General features: G+C 67.8%; 18 protein-coding genes, 1 tRNA gene and 1 pseudogene. 13 read left to right on the forward strand and 7 right to left on the reverse strand.

Translation table 11 applies throughout. The features are described 5' to 3' along the window. The 5 genes from AX692_RS20210 to AX692_RS13200 form a co-directional block, all read left to right on the forward strand. On the forward strand, positions 1-381 hold a 381-nt coding region (locus AX692_RS20210), incomplete at its 5' end, for a hypothetical protein (RefSeq protein ID WP_073977726.1). Beyond that, entirely contained in the window at positions 378-761 is a 384-nt protein-coding gene (locus AX692_RS13185; RefSeq protein ID WP_073973791.1) for a hypothetical protein, read from the forward strand. The genes AX692_RS20210 and AX692_RS13185, both read left to right, overlap by 4 nt. Then, complete coding sequence (locus AX692_RS13190) at positions 758-1,327, forward strand: hypothetical protein (protein ID WP_073973790.1); 570 nt, start codon at positions 758-760, stop codon at positions 1,325-1,327. The genes AX692_RS13185 and AX692_RS13190 overlap by 4 nt, the downstream gene beginning before the upstream one ends. Positions 1,328-1,410: 83 nt before the next feature. Further along, positions 1,411-1,641, forward strand: coding sequence for a DUF4170 domain-containing protein (locus AX692_RS13195; protein WP_069310170.1), 231 nt, complete (start codon positions 1,411-1,413; stop codon positions 1,639-1,641). Between the two features lie 6 nt (positions 1,642-1,647). Then, a complete protein-coding gene (locus tag AX692_RS13200) occupies positions 1,648-2,133 on the forward strand; it encodes a GNAT family N-acetyltransferase (protein WP_073973789.1) in 486 nt (161 codons plus the stop codon). An 83-nt stretch (positions 2,134-2,216) separates the two neighbouring features. On the opposite strand, the gene AX692_RS13205 is transcribed toward AX692_RS13200, so the two are convergent. The 5 genes from AX692_RS13205 to AX692_RS13225 form a co-directional block, all read right to left on the reverse strand. After that, positions 2,217-2,504, reverse strand: coding sequence for a hypothetical protein (locus AX692_RS13205; protein ID WP_073973788.1), 288 nt, complete (start codon positions 2,502-2,504; stop codon positions 2,217-2,219). A 22-nt stretch (positions 2,505-2,526) separates the two neighbouring features. Beyond that, positions 2,527-3,003, reverse strand: a complete 477-nt coding sequence (greA, locus tag AX692_RS13210) for a transcription elongation factor GreA (RefSeq protein ID WP_073973787.1) — start codon at positions 3,001-3,003, stop codon at positions 2,527-2,529. 118 nt (positions 3,004-3,121) lie between these two features. Continuing rightward, entirely contained in the window at positions 3,122-6,448 is a 3,327-nt protein-coding gene (carB, locus tag AX692_RS13215) for a carbamoyl-phosphate synthase large subunit (RefSeq protein ID WP_073973786.1), read from the reverse strand. Then, the gene (locus AX692_RS13220) at positions 6,448-6,696 is read right to left on the reverse strand and encodes a hypothetical protein (protein ID WP_155644819.1); all 249 of its coding nucleotides are present in this window, start codon (positions 6,694-6,696) and stop codon (positions 6,448-6,450) included. Before AX692_RS13220 ends, carB begins: the two co-directional genes overlap by 1 nt. An 8-nt stretch (positions 6,697-6,704) precedes the next feature. Then, entirely contained in the window at positions 6,705-7,289 is a 585-nt protein-coding gene (locus AX692_RS13225; RefSeq protein ID WP_073973784.1) for a carbamoyl-phosphate synthase large subunit, read from the reverse strand. A gap of 99 nt (positions 7,290-7,388) precedes the next feature. On the opposite strand from AX692_RS13225, the pseudogene AX692_RS13230 reads away from it, so the two are divergent. Next, positions 7,389-8,501 (forward strand): annotated as a pseudogene (locus AX692_RS13230) (RNB domain-containing ribonuclease); the annotation flags it as partial. A 10-nt stretch (positions 8,502-8,511) separates the two neighbouring features. Here AX692_RS13230 and AX692_RS13235 read toward each other — a convergent pair. Continuing rightward, positions 8,512-8,964 carry a universal stress protein gene (locus AX692_RS13235; RefSeq protein ID WP_073973078.1) on the reverse strand — a complete coding sequence of 151 codons (453 nt, stop codon included), beginning with the start codon at positions 8,962-8,964 and terminating at the stop codon, positions 8,512-8,514. A 149-nt stretch (positions 8,965-9,113) separates the two neighbouring features. On the opposite strand from AX692_RS13235, the gene AX692_RS13240 reads away from it, so the two are divergent. The 5 genes from AX692_RS13240 to AX692_RS13260 are packed head-to-tail and all read left to right on the forward strand — an operon-like array spanning position 9,114 to position 13,844. Further along, a complete protein-coding gene (locus AX692_RS13240) occupies positions 9,114-10,532 on the forward strand; it encodes a 2-oxo acid dehydrogenase subunit E2 (protein ID WP_073977346.1) in 1,419 nt (472 codons plus the stop codon). Continuing rightward, positions 10,529-11,188, forward strand: a complete 660-nt coding sequence (locus AX692_RS19740; RefSeq protein WP_155644919.1) for a hypothetical protein — start codon at positions 10,529-10,531, stop codon at positions 11,186-11,188. Before AX692_RS13240 ends, AX692_RS19740 begins: the two co-directional genes overlap by 4 nt. Continuing rightward, positions 11,181-11,591: an acyl-CoA thioesterase gene (locus AX692_RS13250; RefSeq protein ID WP_073975055.1), complete on the forward strand. Its 411-nt coding sequence runs from the start codon at positions 11,181-11,183 to the stop codon at positions 11,589-11,591. The genes AX692_RS19740 and AX692_RS13250 overlap by 8 nt, the downstream gene beginning before the upstream one ends. Beyond that, entirely contained in the window at positions 11,581-12,990 is a 1,410-nt protein-coding gene (gene lpdA, locus AX692_RS13255) for a dihydrolipoyl dehydrogenase (RefSeq protein WP_073975054.1), read from the forward strand. The genes AX692_RS13250 and lpdA overlap by 11 nt, the downstream gene beginning before the upstream one ends. Next, complete coding sequence (locus tag AX692_RS13260) at positions 12,990-13,844, forward strand: class I SAM-dependent methyltransferase (protein ID WP_073975053.1); 855 nt, start codon at positions 12,990-12,992, stop codon at positions 13,842-13,844. Before lpdA ends, AX692_RS13260 begins: the two co-directional genes overlap by 1 nt. A gap of 143 nt (positions 13,845-13,987) precedes the next feature. On the opposite strand, the gene AX692_RS13265 is transcribed toward AX692_RS13260, so the two are convergent. Continuing rightward, positions 13,988-14,077: transfer RNA gene (locus AX692_RS13265), tRNA-Ser, on the reverse strand. Positions 14,078-14,309: 232 nt separating this feature from the next. Between AX692_RS13265 and AX692_RS13270 the strand changes: the two genes are divergently transcribed. After that, positions 14,310-15,350, forward strand: coding sequence for a lytic murein transglycosylase (locus AX692_RS13270; protein WP_073975052.1), 1,041 nt, complete (start codon positions 14,310-14,312; stop codon positions 15,348-15,350). A gap of 53 nt (positions 15,351-15,403) precedes the next feature. Then, a partial coding sequence (locus tag AX692_RS13275; protein WP_330997585.1) for a serine hydrolase occupies positions 15,404-15,731 on the forward strand: 328 nt, incomplete at its 3' end.

Here is a 15,731-nt window from a genome sequence, read left to right on the forward strand (position 1 = left end):
CCCGCCGATCCGGCGGCGCCCGCGCCCGAAGCTCCCGACACCACCCTTTCGGGCCTGCGCGACGATGTGACCGCGCTGGTCGAGGATGCGCGCAATTACGCCGAGGCCGAACTTGCCTTCCAGAAGACCCGCGCCGCGCTCGTCGGCAAGCATGGCGCGCGCGCGCTGGTGCTGCTGGTGCTGGCGCTGGTGCTGCTCAACCTCGCGCTGATCGCGCTCGCGGTGGGCGCGGTGATCGCGCTCGCGCCGCTGGTGACGATCTGGGGGGCAATCGCGATCGTCGTCGGTGTGCTGCTGCTCGGTGTCGCGCTGCTGGTGGCCGCCGCGCTCAAGGATGGCCGGATGATCGGGGCGATGTTCGGCGGGAGCAAGACGTCGTGACCCGGCTGCCGGACCGTTTCGTCGCGGATCGTGCGCTGCGCGACACCGCCCGCGCCGTGCTCACCGAGGATATCGACCGGATGCGCGCCAGCCTTGCCGAGGAAGGCATCGCGAGCCGCGTCTCCACCGGCGTAACCACGACCGTGTCGGATCGCATCCGCAGCGGCGCGCGCGACGTGCTCGCCGAGGCGCGCACGCTGGCGGGCGAGCGCAAGGGGCTGCTCGCCGGGATCCTCGCCGCGATCGTGCTGTTCCTCGCGCGCGGGCCGATTCTCGAATGGATCGAGGATCTGCTCGAAAGCGATTTCGACGAAGACGACGAAGCCATCACGGATGCATCTGCTATCCCCGAGGCGGCATCCGAAGGAGACCTCGCATGACCACGACCCCCGCCAACGACCAGCGCGATGCGCTGCGCGCGCGCATCGAGGCGGCCGAACGCCGCAATGCCGAGAAGAGCCTCGGCGAACAGGCGCGCGCTGCTGCCGATGCGGCGATCGACTACACCCGCGCCAACCCGCTGACGGTGATCGGCGGCGCGGTCGCCTTCGGGATGGTGATCGGCCTGCTCTCCCGCCCCGGTCGCCGGGCCGCCGGGCGCGCGCTCCATTCGGCGGGCGATGCGATCTCGGGCGCGGCCTCGAGCGCCAGTTCGGGAGTGAGGAACGTCGCCGCGCGCGGCGGCTCGCGGCTCGGCACGATGATCGGCGAGGCGGCAATGGCCTATGCGATGACGATGATCGACGAGGTGCTCGACGCTGCACGCGAGGGCAAGGAGCGCGTCGACGATCTCGGGGAGGCAGCCGGGGCGCAGGCGAGGAAGCTTTCGGCCGGTGCCTCGGAGGCGGCCGGCTCGGCAGCGGGCAGCACCCGCACCCTCGCCCGCCAGGCACGCGATGCCGCGCTCGAAGTGGTGCGCGACATCCGGCGTCAGACCAAAGGCTGACCCCGCGCGCGCGGCTGGAGGCTTGCCCTTGGCGACAGGCGCGCTAAGGGGCGCGCATCCTTCCTCCCCAAGGGCGCACAGCAATGGCAGAAACCACCCCCACCCAGCGGCTCCACCTCGTGATGGGCGGCCGCGTCAAGGATCCGCGCGGGATCGAGTTCCAGGACCCGGAGAGCATCCACGTCGTCGGCGTCTACAGCTCCTACGACGCCGCGGTCGATGCCTGGCGCGCGCAGGCGCAGCGCACGGTCGACGATGCCGAGATGAAGTACGTCGTGGTCCATATCCACAAGCTGCTCACGCCCGAGGATTGATCGCGCGTGGGCGTCATCCGCCCATTCCGGCCCGAGGATGCGGCGGCGCTTTCTGCGCTGACCGTGGCGGCGATCGCCACGCTTGGCCTGCGCACCTATTCGGCCAGGCAGGTGATGGCCTGGGCCGCCCGCCATCTCGGCCCGCCGATGTTTCTGGAGGAGGCCAGGCCGGGGGACGTCATCCTTGTCGCGCTCTCGTCGGAGGGAGAGCCTGCGGCCTACACCATGCTGCGCGAGGGTGGGCTGGTGTACATGCTCTATTGCCACCCCGACCACGCCGGACAGGGCCTCGCCACCGCGCTGCTTGCCGCCATCGAGGGTGAAGCGCGATCGGCAGGTGCCGACCGTTTGCACACCGAGGCCAGCGAGGTCTCCCGCCCGGTGTTCGCACGGGCCGGCTTCACACTGCTTCACCGCCGCGATTTCGCGCTCGACATGGGCGGCGAGGCCGTCCCGATTCATAACTACGCGATGGAGAAGTGCCTCGCCTGAGCATCGCAGCGCGGCACGTCATGTTTCACGTGAAACAGACAACAACCGCGCAATTCCACGCATAAAACCCGCCAAATACACGCTCACCGCAGGGCAGCGGCCGCCGCCGCCACCCCTACGGCAAGCATGGCAAACACGACCCGGGCCCGGCGGTTCGAGCGGCGGCCCTGCCACAGCTCTTCGTCGAGCCACCACCGGCCTTGGCCGTCGGTCCTGAGCACGTCGGCGCCCTTCAGCCGCTCGAAGGCGCGCTGGCGGCTGGGACGGGCGGGTGCATAGGGGATCGCGTCGGCCATGCTGACCGCGCCCGCTGCGATGAAGTGCGCGGCCACCTTGCGCTCGGCGAGAGGCCTCACCGGAACCAGAGCCATGCCGCGCGCCCCCCGTGCAGCGTCAGATGAACTCGATCTTGTCGACGAGGTAGAACTTTTCGCCCGAGGGCACCGTCACCTCGATCTCGTCACCCACCTGCTTGCCGATCAGCGCGCGCGCGAGCGGCGAGTTGTAGCTGATGCGGCCCTTGTTGGCGTCCGCCTCGGTCTGGCCGACGATCTGGTAGCGCACCGGCTTGTCGTTCTCGTCGAGCAGGGTGACGGTCGCGCCGAAGATGATCTTGTCGCCCGACAGCGTGGTCGGATCGATGATCTGGGCGCGGCTGACCTTGTCCTCGAGCTCGGCGATCTGCGCCTCGACCTGGCCCTGGCGTTCCTTGGCGGCGTGATATTCGGCGTTTTCCGAGAGGTCGCCGTGCGCGCGCGCCTCCTCGATCGCCTCGACGATCTTCGGGCGCTCCTCGCGCAGCACCTTGAGGTCGGCGGTGAGCCGCTCGTAACCCTCGGCCAGCATCGGGACCTTTTCCATCGTCGCCATAGCTAATCGTCTTTCCGTTTGTTTTTCTTAGACCCCTGCCCCCGAGGGAAAAGAAAGCTGGCAACGCCGTCCAACTGGCTCGACGTCAGGCACTCTCGTTTGTCGGGGGAGGTGTCAGTCAGCTGCCATAATAGTCTTGCAAGCTGCGGACTTCAAGCTGGTCCGGCCGGATCGCCGAAATCGCCGCCGCCGCCGCCACCGACGCCGCCGCGGTGGTATAGTAAGGGACCTTCCCTGCAAGGGCCGCCTGACGGATCGACTTGCTGTCCATCAGCGATTGCCAGCCCTCGGTCGTGTTGAAGATCAGCGCAATATCGCCGTCGATGATCTTGTCGACGATATGCGGCTGGCCCTCGGCCACCTTGTTGACCCGCTCCACACCGAGGCCCTGCTCGGCGAGATAGGACTGCGTACCCCCGGTGGCGATCACGCGGAAGCCGTGTTCGATGAGCCGCCGCACGGCCGGGACGATCACCGCCTTGTCGGTGTTCTTGACGCTGACGAACACCGTGCCCGACTGCGGCGGGATCATCCCCGCGCCGAGCTGCGACTTGAGGAAGGCGGCCTCGAAGGTGGTATCGATCCCCATGACCTCGCCGGTGGACTTCATTTCCGGGCTGAGCACCGGGTCCGCGCCGGGGAAGCGCGCGAAGGGGAAGACTGCTTCCTTGACCGCCATGTAGGGGAGGTCGCGCTTGAACGGCTCGAAATTGGCGAGCGGCTCGCCCGCCATGACGCGTGCGGCGATCTTGGCCACCGGCTGGCCAATGGCCTTCGCCACGAAAGGCACGGTGCGGCTGGCGCGCGGGTTGACCTCGATCAGGTAGACCACGCCGTCCTTCACCGCGAACTGGATGTTCATCAGGCCCTTCACACCCAGCGCAAAGGCGAGCGCTTCGGCCTGGCGTTCCATCTCGGCGATGATCTCGGCCGGGAGCGAATGGGGCGGCAGGGTGCAGGCGCTGTCGCCCGAGTGGACACCGGCCTCCTCGATATGCTGCATCACGCCTGCGATCCGCACCTCGGTGCCGTCGCACAGGGCGTCGACATCGCATTCGATCGCGTCGCGCAGGTATTGGTCGATGAGGACGGGGCTGTCCCCGCTGACGTTCACCGCGGTGGCGATGTAGCTGTCGAGCTGCGCTTCGCTGTCGACGATCTCCATCGCCCGCCCGCCGAGCACGTAGGAGGGGCGCAGCAGCACAGGATAGCCGATGCGCGCGGCGACCGCGGCGGCCTCGTCGCGGCTGCGGGCGATGCCGTTGTCGGGCTGCTTGAGCTTGAGCTTGCTCACCAGCTTGGCGAAGCGCTCGCGGTCTTCGGCAAGGTCGATCGCATCGGGCGATGTGCCGAGGATCGGGATCCCCGCATCCTCCAGCGCCTGCGCCAGCTTAAGCGGGGTCTGCCCGCCGAACTGGACGATCACGCCCAACAGCTCGCCTTTCGACTGTTCGACCCGCAGGATCTCCAGCACGTCCTCGTCGGTCAGCGGTTCGAAATAGAGCCGGTCGGAGGTGTCGTAATCGGTCGAGACGGTCTCGGGATTGCAGTTGACCATGATCGTCTCGAAGCCCTGCTCGGCAAGCGCGAAGCAGGCGTGGACGCAGCAATAGTCGAACTCGATCCCCTGCCCGATGCGGTTGGGGCCGCCGCCGAGGATGACGATCTTTCTGCGGTCGCTGGGGTCGGCCTCGCATTCGGGCGCGCCGAAGCTCGGAGCCTCGTAGGTCGAATACATGTAGGGCGTGATCGCCTCGAATTCGGCGGCGCAGGAGTCGATGCGCTTGAACACCGGGAAGACGCCGAGCTTGTGCCTGAGGGCGCGGACTTCCTCGGCGCTGGTCGCACCCGCCATCGCGACGAGCGCGTCGTGCAGCAGGCCCGAGCGCTTGGCCTGGGTCTCGCCCAGCCCGCCCGCGACCCCGACCGAGCGCACCGCGAGCGTGGCGAGGCGCCTGTCGGAGAAGCCCATCGCCTTGAGACGCCGCAGCCCCGCCGCATCGCGCGGGAGGCCATCGGCCTGCAACGCCTTCTCGGCGGCAATGATCGCCTCGATCTGGCGCAGGAACCACGGGTCGTAGTGGGTGACCGCGGCGACCTCCTCCACCGTCATCCCCTCGCGGAACGCCTGCCCCACCTTGAGCAGCCGGTCGGGCGTGCGGCGCGAGAGCGCGGCAGTGATGACCTCGCGGCCCGCGCCTTCCAGCTCGGGGAAGCGGTTGAAGCCGTCGAGCCCGGTTTCGAGCCCGCGCAGCGCCTTTTGTACCGACTCCTGGAAGTTGCGGCCGATCGCCATGACCTCGCCCACCGATTTCATCGCGGTCGACAGGTCATTGGCAGCGCCCTTGAACTTCTCGAAGGCGAAGCGCGGGATCTTGGTGACGACGTAGTCGATGGTGGGCTCGAAGCTCGCAGGCGTCGCCCCGGTGATCTCGTTGGTGAGTTCGTCGAGCGTGTAGCCCACCGCCAGCTTGGCCGCGACGCGGGCGATGGGGAAGCCCGTCGCCTTCGACGCCAGCGCCGAGGAGCGGCTGACGCGCGGGTTCATCTCGATCACGATGAGGCGCCCGTCCTTGGGATTGACCGCGAACTGGACGTTGGAACCGCCCGTCTCCACCCCGATCTCGCGCAGCACCGCGATGCTGGCGCTGCGCATGATCTGGTATTCCTTGTCGGTCAGCGTCAGCGCCGGGGCGACGGTGATCGAATCCCCGGTGTGGACCCCCATCGGATCGACGTTTTCGATCGAGCAGATGATGATCGCATTGTCCTTGCGGTCGCGCACCACCTCCATCTCGAACTCCTTCCACCCGAGGAGCGATTCCTCGATCAGGACTTCGGTGGTTGGCGAGGCGTCGAGGCCCTCGCGCACGATCTGGTCGAATTCGGCCTTGTTGTAGGCGATCCCGCCGCCGGTGCCGCCGAGGGTGAAGGAGGGGCGGATAATTGCCGGCAGCCCGGTGCGCTCCAGCACCGCGCGCGCTTCCTCCACCGTGTTGGCAACGCCGCTGCGCGCGCTCTCCAGCCCGATCGCGTCCATCGCCTCGCGGAAGCGCTGGCGGTTCTCGGCCTTGTCGATGGCGTCCGCCTTGGCCCCGATCATCTCGACCCCGTATTCGGCGAGCACGCCCATCTCGTCGAGCTTCAGCGCGCAGTTGAGCGCGGTCTGCCCGCCCATGGTGGGGAGCAGCGCATCGGGGCGCTCCTTGGCGATGATCTTGGCGACGATCTCGGGCGTGATCGGCTCGATATAGGTCGCGTCGGCAAACTCGGGATCGGTCATGATCGTCGCGGGGTTGGAGTTGACGAGGATGACGCGGTAGCCCTCCTCCTTCAGCGCCTTGATCGCCTGAGTGCCGGAATAGTCGAACTCGCAAGCCTGGCCGATGATGATCGGGCCGGCGCCGATGACGAGGATCGAGGCAATGTCGGTTCTTTTGGGCATCAGTGTGTCACCATCAATCCTTGACCCTGAAGGTCGTCAATAATGCAGCGGGTTTTGAGTCCGGCGTCGGGGTTCTCGCCCGGAACATAGGGGAGCCATGTATCGGCGCTCGGTTCGGGCTTGAAATCGGGAATGCCGCAGCGTTCGGCAGCGGCGACCATATCGGCGCGGTTCGCCCAGCAGGTGCCGGGGTCCGAGCAGGCGCGCTGATCGCAGGCGCTGGCGATCAGCGCTGCGGGGATCATCATCGCCGCCTTCACTGCGTCTCTCCGAAAGCAAAGGTCAGCTTGGTGTAGCGGTTCACGTAGGGCAGCACGTCGGGCTTGGCTGCGGCGGCGCCGAAGATGAAGGTGCAATTGCGGCGGATGTCGATCAGCCGGTCGCCGTCGCGCGCCATGATGTAGCTCAGCACATAGTAGGAGCGCGGGGCGTTGCGGCGGCCGATGACGTCGAGTTTCTTGACCGTGTCGGTGCCGCTGGCGAGGCGCTCTTGATCGATGAAGCCCTGTTCCTTGCGCTGATCGACCACCGCCTTGTGGCGCTTGGCGGGGTCGAAGTCCTCCTCGCTGAACGGGCCTTGGCTGGCGGCGATGCGGCAGTCCATCCGGCCCGCGACGGGGTAGCGGGAGCCCTCGTCATGCAGCACGGGACGCCAGAAGGTGAGGACGGGCAGGCCGGTGTCGGAGGAAGCCTCGAGCGTCACCGAGCCATCGCCCTGAAACGCGACGCCCTCGGCAATCTCGGCGCCGGGCCATTCGGCGACGGGCGCGGGGTTCTGGGCGAGCGAAGCGGTTGAAATGGTTGCAAGAGTGGCGGCAAGCGCGATAAGCCCCTTCCCCAAGGGGAAGGGGTTGGGGATGGGGGTTCCACGCCCGATCTGTCGAACACCCACCCCCCAACCCCCTCCCTCAAGGGAGGGGGGGGTGACGTCCGTAAAATACTGCAAAACCTGTGGGCGGCATGGAAGGCGCTCGCCGCCGCGCGCGATGCCCGCGATCCGCTCGAGCTCGAACTGCCCGAACGGCGCGTGGTGCTCGACGAGCAGGGCCGCATCCAATCCATCGTGATCCGCGAACGCCTCGATGCGCACCGCGTGGTCGAGGATTTCATGATCGCGGCCAATGTCGCCGCCGCCAAGGCGCTGGAGGCCAAGACCGCGCCGGTCGTCTACCGCATCCACGAGCCGCCCTCCCGCGAGAAGCTCATCGCCCTGCGCGATTACCTCGCCACGATGGGCAAGAAGCTGGCGCTGGGGCAGGTCGTCACCCCCGGTCTTTTCAATCGGATGCTCAAGGACATCTCCGACGAGGCCGAGAAGGCGCTCGTCATGGAAGCGGTGCTGCGCAGCCAGACGCAGGCCTATTACGGGCCCGCCAATGCCGGGCATTTCGGGCTGAGCCTCGGCTCCTACGCCCACTTCACCTCGCCGATCCGGCGCTATTCGGACCTGCTGGTCCACCGCGCGCTGGTCGATGCCTACAAGCTCGAACAGCCCGCCCCGCCGGGATCGATCCCCGCGACCTCCGGCCTGTCGGACCGTGACCGCGCGAGCCTCGAACAGGTCTCCGACGCGATCAGCCAGACCGAGCGCCGCGCGATGGAGGCCGAGCGCGACACCATCGACCGCTATGTCGCGGCCTGGCTGTCGAACCGGGTCGGCGAGGTGTTCGACACGCGCATCACCGGGGTGCAGGCCTTCGGCTTCTTCGCCACCATCGTCGGCCTCGGGGGTGACGGGCTGGTGCCGATCTCCACCCTCGGGGGCGAGTATTTCCGCCACGACGAGGCTGCCAAGGCGCTGATCGGCAGCGATAGCGGCACCACCTACGCGACCGGCGACCGGCTGAAGCTGCGGCTGGCGGAATCGAACCCGCTCACCGGATCGCTAAAGTTCGTGCTGCCCGATTCCGATGCCGGGACGATCGAGCCGCGCGGTGCAAGGCCGGATGAACGCCGCCGTTCAGCGGGCGGGCCGCCCAAGAAGGCAGGCAAGTTCATGGTCGGCAAGCGCGGGCGGCCGGGCAATATCCGCCATCAGGGCCGCAAGAAATGACGCCAGCGCCTCAGACGGTGTGGTCGCTCTTGGTCTCGTCGTAATCGGCCGGGACGATGTAGAGCGGGCAGGGCAGGCTGCCCGCCGCGCCCGAGAAATGGGTCACCAGCGGGCCCGGGGCTGCGCCCTTGGCCGCGCCCAGCACCAGCGCGGCGACCTCGGCATGCTCGGCGAGAAACTCGCTGACGATCTTCTGGCCCTGTCCGATCTTGACCGAGATCGTCGGCATGATCCCGCTCTCCGCGAGCAGATTGCCCGCGACGCCGTGGGCAAGCATCTCGGCCCGGTCGCGCGCCTCGGCCTCGATCGTTGCCTGCACCGCGCCGAAAGCGGAGAAATTCTGCTGCGGCACCAGCGCCAGCAGATGCACCGCGCCCCCCACCGCCACGGCGCGGCGTGCGGCGTAGCGCAGCGCGGCGGTCGCCTCCTCGCTCTCGTCGATGATGACCAGGAATGTGCGCATCGTCTCGGCCCCGTTATGAGCGCGGGGTATCAATGCATTCGTATGGAATGGCAAGGGGGAGCGCTCAACTGCCATTCTGGGCCTTGCCCGACGTTAGGGAATTGGCCAGAGACAGCGCCACGGATCGTTCACGGGAGTTACAGCGGATCATGGCCCTCGACATCAAGATGCCGGCTTTGTCGCCCACCATGGAAGAGGGCACGCTCGCCAAGTGGCTGGTCAAGGTGGGGGATACGGTCGCCTCGGGCGACGTGATGGCCGAGATCGAGACCGACAAGGCGACGATGGAGTTCGAGGCGGTCGACGAGGGCGTGATCGCCGAGATCCTGATCGAGGCCGGAACCGAGGGCGTGAAGGTCGGCGCGGTGATCGCGCGGCTGGCGGTCGAGGGCGAGGAGGCGGCGCCAGCGCCCGCTGCCGCTCCGGCTGACGAGGCTCCGGCCGCAGACGGCCCGGCCGCCACTCCAACTGCAAAGAAGATGGCCGAGCAGGCCGCGCTCGACCTTGCGGGCGTCACCGGCACCGGCCCAAGGGGCAAGATCACCAAGGAGGATGTCGAGGCCGCGATAGCGAAGGGCGGCGGCGCACCCGCCCCCGCGCCTGCTCCGGCCCCCGCTGCACCTGCACCTGCGCCTGCGCCCGCCGCTTCGGGCGAACGCATCATCGCCTCGCCCCTCGCCAGGCGGATCGCGGCCGACAAGGGAATCGACCTCGCGCAGGTCACAGGCAGCGGCCCCAATGGCCGGATCGTCAAGGACGACGTCGCAAACTTCACGTCTGGCGCGGCGGCTCCGGCCCCTGCAGCGGCGGCCGCACCTGCGGCTGCTGCCCCCGCCGCGGCGCCCGCGCCCGCTCCTGCACCCGCCATCGAGGGCGGCGCGCCCTTCACCGAGGAAAAGCTCTCGGGCGTCCGCAAGGTCATTGCTCGCCGCCTGACCGAGAGCAAGCAGACCGTCCCGCACTACTACCTCACCATCGACATCCGGCTCGATCCGCTGCTGAAGCTGCGCAGCGAACTCAACGCCTCGCTCGAGCCCGACGGGGTGAAGCTTTCGGTCAACGATCTCCTCATCAAGGCGCTCGCCCGCGCGCTGATGCGGGTGCCGCAGTGCAATGTCAGCTTCCGCGGCGACGTGATGCATCGTTACAGCCGCGCCGACATATCGGTGGCGGTGGCCGCGCCCTCGGGCCTGATCACGCCGGTCATCACCCATGCCGACACCAAGGGCCTCGCCGCGATCTCGACCGAAATGAAGGCGCTCGCCGCCAAGGCGCGTGACGGCAAGCTGATGCCGCACGAATACCAGGGCGGCACGGCCAGCCTCTCCAACCTCGGCATGTACGGGATCAAGCAGTTCGACGCGGTGATCAACCCGCCGCAGGGCATGATCCTCGCGGTCGGCGCGGGGCAGCAGCAGCCCTATGTAGTGAACGGCGCGATCGAGGTGGCGACGGTGCTCCACGCCTCGGGCAGCTTCGACCACCGCGCCATCGACGGCGCTGACGGGGCGCAGCTGATGGAGGCGATCAAGCAGCTCGTCGAGAACCCGATGGGGCTGGTGGTGTGATGGTAACTGACTGGGCTGCAACGGGCGATATGCTGACCGGCTTGGGAACATTGGCTGGCGCAGGATCAATCATAATCGCTGCATTTCTCGGTCGAAGCGCTCTTTCTGACTATAGAAACCAAAAGGTCACTGATCGTGAAATCGAGGTTGCGGACCAAGCGCTAACAGCCGCCTATCGAGCTGAGGATGCAATAGAAGGTATTCGCGCTCGATGGATGCCCGCTGCCGAATTGAATGCATCCGAGGCGCAACTGAAAGAGTTAGGCATGACGTTAGATGGAATGCCGGATGCCGAGCGTTCTGCTCACGTTAGTCGTGGTGCGATCTATAAGCGCGCCGAGTACTTCAAGGACGATTTCGAAGCGGTTTTCGAAGCAATACCGAGAGTTCGCGCATTTTTTGGAAACGATGCTGCTGAAGCTTTGAAGTCCTTCGCTCGCGCAAGGAACCGCATACTAAGCAGTGCCGACATGTTGCCGATCATCTCGCGCGATGGTGATGCGGACCGCGCGACCTCGCAGTCGATACGAAGGGACATTTACGGCAAGTGGCAGGAAGGCGATGACGACCCTGTCGGTCAAATGGTTTCAGAAGCAATTGAATTGCTAGAGGGAAAGTTGACCCCCGTTTTGAGGCCGGCGAAGAAAGATGACTGACCGCTCCCCCCAGATCCGCGTCACCGCCATGCCGGCCGACACCAACCCCTATGGCGGGGTGTTCGGCGGGTGGCTGATGGCGCAGATGGCGCTGGGCGCGGGAAGCCTTGCGAGCCGAGTGGGGCAGGGCAAGGCGGTGGTCGTCTCCGCAACCGACTTTGCGTTCCCCGGTGCGATGGCGGTGGGGGACGAACTCTCGGTCTATTGCGACATCCTCGCCACCGGCACCACCTCGCTCACCATCGCCGCCGAGGCCATCGCCCGCGAACGCAACGGCGAGGCCACCACCAAGGTCGCCGAGGGCACCTTCAAGTTCGTCCTGATCGGCGAGGACGACCGCCCCCGCGCGATCGCCGCCGCACAGGCACTTCTCCTCCCCAAGGACAATGACAATGGCCAATGACTATGACGTGATCGTGCTGGGCTCGGGCCCCGGCGGCTATGTCGCGGCGATCCGCTGCGCGCAGCTCGGGCTCAAGACCGCGATCGTGGAACGCGAGAACCTGGGCGGCATCTGCCTCAACTGGGGCTGCATCCCGACCAAGGCGATGCTGCGCTCGGCCGAGATCTTCCACTACATGCAGCACGCGGGGGACTATGGCCTCGTTGCGCAGGGGATCGAGGCGGACCTTGCCGCCATCGTCAAGCGCAGCCGCGGGGTGGCCAAGCAGCTCAATCAGGGCGTCACGCATCTGATGAAGAAGAACAAGATCACCGTCCACATGGGGCAGGGCACGTTGACCGGGCCGACCAGCCTGACGGTCAAGTCCGACAAGGGCGAAGATCAACTCACGGCCAAGCACATCATCGTCGCCACCGGCGCGCGCGCCCGCGACCTGCCCTTCGCCCCCGCTGACGGCAAGCGCGTGTGGACCTATCGCCACGCCATGACCCCGGGCGAGCTTCCCGCCAGGCTGCTGGTGATCGGCTCGGGCGCGATCGGGATCGAGTTCGCGAGCTTCTACAATGACCTCGGCAGCGAAGTGACCGTGGTCGAAATGCTCGACCGGATCGTGCCGGTGGAGGACGCGGACGTCTCGACCTTCCTCGAGAAGAGCCTCAAGAAGCAGGGCATCACGATCATGACCGGCGCGGGGGTGGAGGCGCTGAAGGTGTCCGACAAGGGCATCACCGCCACCATCAAGGACAAGGCGGGCGCGAGCGCTACCCACGACTTCACCCACGTGATCGTCGCCATCGGGATCGTGCCCAACACCGAGAACATCGGCCTCGACGGCCTTGTCGAGATGGATCGCGGCTTCATCCAGATCGACCCCTATGGCCGCACCAGGACCAAGGGCCTGTGGGCGATCGGGGACTGCACGCCCGGCCCCTGGCTGGCGCACAAGGCGAGCCACGAGGGGGTGACCGCCGCCGAGGCGATCGCGCAGGAACTGGGCAACAAGGACGCCCACCCGCACCCCTTGAACCGCAGCGCGATTCCCGGCTGCACCTATTGCCACCCGCAGATCGCCTCTGTCGGCCTGACCGAAGCCAAGGCGAAAGAGGCGGGCTACGAGGTCCGCGTCGGCAGCTTCCCCTTCATCGGCAACGGCAAGGCCATCGCATTGGGCGAGGTCGAGGGCTTCGTGAAGACCGTGTTCGACGCGAAGACCGGCGAGCTGCTCGGCGCGCACATGGTCGGCGCGGAGGTGACTGAGCTGATCCAGGGCTACACCATAGGCAAGGTGCTCGAGACCACCGAGGCCGAGCTGATGCAGACCATTTTCCCGCACCCGACGCTCTCGGAGATGATGCACGAAAGCGTGCTCGACGCTTACGGCCGGGCGCTGCACTTCTGATGGGCGGCGCGGCGCCCGAGGCCCTCAAGGGCGAGGATTGGGCAGGCGAGATGGGCGCGCGCTGGCTCGCCAGTCTCGATCGCTTCGAGGGGATGATCGCCCCCATCGGCAAGGCGCTGCTGGCGCGCGCGGCTTATGCGCCGGGAGAACGCGTGCTCGATCTCGGCTGCGGGGGCGGGGCGACGACGCTGGCGATTGCCGAAGCGGTCGGGTCGGAAGGCGCGGCGCTCGGGCTCGACATCGCGCCGATGCTGATCGAACAGGGCGAGGCCCGCGCTGCGGCGGCGGGCAGCACGGCGCGCTTCGTGTGCGCCGATGCCGCTACCGCGACGCTGGACGAGCCGCCCTTCGACCGCCTGTTCTCGCGCTTCGGCTCGATGTTCTTCGAGGCGCCCGTGCCCGCCTTTGCCAACCTGCGCGCGATGCTCGCTCCGGGCGCGCGGATCGACCTCGCAGTCTGGGCGCACCCGCGCGACAATGCCTGGATGATGGAGGTGATGGGCGTGGTGCGTGCCCATGTCGAAGTGCCCCCCGCCGTGCCGCGTGCGCCGGGGCCCTTCGCCTTCGAAGACCTCGCCTATCTGGAAGAGGTGCTCACCGGTGCTGGCTTTACGGGCTTTGCGGCGGAGGCCTATCAGGGCGAGCAGCCCGTCGGCGGCCCCGGGGCGACGCCGGAAGAAGCGACCGACTTCGTCCTCGCCTCGATGGCCGCAGGCCGCATCCTCGCCGAACAGGGCGAGGACGTGCTGGCGTCCGCGCGCGCCGATCTCGCCGCAATGTTCGCCCGCCATCACCGCACAGGCGAGGGCGTGATGCTGGGGTGCAAGGCGTGGCTGGTGAGCGCGGTGGCCTAGCAACCGGCCGGTGGCGGACAGGGTGGGATTGGCCTGCGCTGCGCTCCGGCCGCCCTGCGCGGCTGCGCCGCTTCGGGTCGAACCGGGGATCCGTCCACCGCACCGCGATCCGCCACCTTCGCCGACCTGAAGGCCGGCAAAGCTGGCGGACAGGGTGGGATTCGAACCCACGGTAGGCTTGCACCTACGGCGGTTTTCAAGACCGCTGCCTTAAACCACTCGGCCACCTGTCCTATGCCTTGGCTGGCTAGCGCCAGACGGCGGTATTGTCACCTGCGGTGACGTCTCCGGCGCTTGTCGCGCCTCCGACTCCAAGACCGCTGCCTTAAACCACTCGGCGCGCCTCCTATGCCGCAATCGGCTAGCGCCGAACGGCGGTATTGTCACCACCCTTTGCCCCAAGACGGGGGGAGAAAGGCGAACCCGTTGTTGGGAATTCAGGCAAGGTGTGACATCCCTTTGCCGATGATTCCCCGCTTCCTTCCCGCCGCCGCGCTTGCTCTGACCGCGCTGGCCGCGCCGCCCGCCTCGGTGCCCGCGACCGCGCAGGCGAGTGCCGACGGGATCCCCTTCGACGCCTATCTCGAGCTGCTCAAGGCCCGCGCCCGGGCCGAGGGCGTGCGCGAGGAGACGCTCGAGCGCATGACCGCCGGGCTCACCCCCAATCCGCGGGTGATCGCGCTCGACAACAACCAGCCCGGCAGCGCCACCACCCGCGGCTATCCGCCGATGTCGGACTACATCCGCACCCATGTCGATGCGGCGCGGATCGGCGGGGGACGCGCTGTCTATGCCCAGCACCAGGGCACCCTTGCCGCGATCGAGGCGCGCTACGGCGTGCCCGCGCCGATCATCCTCGCGATCTTCGGCCACGAGACCAGCTATGGCCGCGTGAAGGGCGACTTCGACCTTGCGCGCAGCCTCGCCACCCTCGCCTGGGAAGGCCGCCGCCGCGAGCTCTTCGCGGGCGAGTTCGTGGCGCTGATGAAGATCGCCGAGAAGGGCTTCGCGCGCGAACAACTGGTCGGCTCCTACGCCGGCGCCTTCGGCAATCCGCAGTTCCTCCCGAGCGTCTACCTGCGCCTTGCGACCGACGGCGACGGGGACGGGCGTGCCGACATCTTCGCCAACCGCGCGGACACCTTCGCCTCGATCGCCAACTATTTCCGCGACGCCGGATGGCGGCCGGGCGAGCCCTGGGGGGTGGCCGCCGCAGTGCCGCCGGGCTTCGACGCCGCCGCCTACCGCACCCGGCTCGTCTCGCCGGTCTGCCCGCGCGTGCACGAGCGGCTCAGCCGCTGGATGACCGTCGCCGAATGGCGCGCGGCCGGGATCGAGCCGCTGCGCCCGCTCGGCGACAATGTCATGACCGCCTTCTTCCAGCCCGACGGCCCCGGCACCCGGGCGTGGCTGCTGACCGGCAACTACCGTGCGATCCTCGAATACAACTGCTCGAGCTATTACGCGATGAGCGTCGGGCTTCTGGCTGACGAAATCGTGAACTGAGGCTGCCGCCCGCCTCGCCAAGCGGCGAGGGGGCCGATATAGCCCGAGGCGTGATGCTTTCCCGATTGCTGCCGCTTGCCCTGACGCTGCTCGCCCTTGTCGCAGGGATGCCCGCCCGCGCGATGCTGCCCGATGCGGGGCTCCTGCTCCCCCCGGTGCTGCCCGCCGTCCCCACCGCCGCCGAGGCGCCGGTCGCGCTGCTGGTGGACCTGGGGAGCGGACAGGTGCTCCATGCCCGCCGCCCCGATGCGCGCTTCATGCCCGCCTCGGTCACCAAGGTGATGACGCTCTACCTCGCCTTCGAGCTGATCTCCCAGCGCCGGCTCGATCCCGCGCAGGTCTTCACCATGAGCCCTGCCATCGCGCGCGACTGGCGGCGGG

Origin of the sequence: Erythrobacter donghaensis, assembly GCF_001557325.1 — a bacterium.
In the GTDB taxonomy this organism is placed as follows: domain Bacteria; phylum Pseudomonadota; class Alphaproteobacteria; order Sphingomonadales; family Sphingomonadaceae; genus Erythrobacter; species Erythrobacter donghaensis_B.